General features: G+C 57.5%; 1 protein-coding gene. It reads left to right on the forward strand.

Features of this window, described 5'->3' with window-relative positions:
- Positions 1 to 195: 195 nt before the first annotated feature.
- Positions 196 to 572: Hcp family type VI secretion system effector (locus ACUY1T_RS22010; protein ID WP_446025701.1), on the forward strand; the 377-nt coding region annotated here is incomplete at its 3' end.

Raw genomic sequence — 572 nt, forward strand, 5'->3', positions numbered from 1 at the left:
ATAATTAGGCAACTTCTTGCCCGCTGGGCAAGATCTTGCCCGCCCTGGGCAACTTGTTGCCTAATTTAACTTGGCAATCAAGATGCGAAAAACGACATGCATCTGATTCGATGGGTTTTTCTTACTTCCGGCATGCTTTCTGCTCTTACTGGGCTGTCCATCGGGACATTCATTCACATCGTCAAGGAGCAGACCATGCCAACTCCCTGCTATATCAGCATCGAAGGCCAGACCCAGGGCAACATCACCGCGGGTGCCTTCACTCCGGATTCCGTCGGCAACATCTACGTGGAAGGCCACGAAGACGAGATGCTGGTTCAGGAGTTCAAGCACGTCGTGACCGTGCCGACCGACCCGCAGTCCGGCCAGCCTTCCGGCCAGCGCGCCCACAAGCCGTTCGTCTTCACCGTGGCCCTGAACAAGGCCGTGCCGCTGATGTACAACGCCCTGGCGTCCGGTGAAATGCTGCCCAACGTCGAACTGAAGTGGTACCGCACCTCCGTCGAGGGCAAGCAGGAGCACTTCTTCACCACCACCCTGACCGACGCCACCATCGTCGACATCAACCTGCG

The organism is Billgrantia sp. Q4P2 (assembly GCF_052806135.1).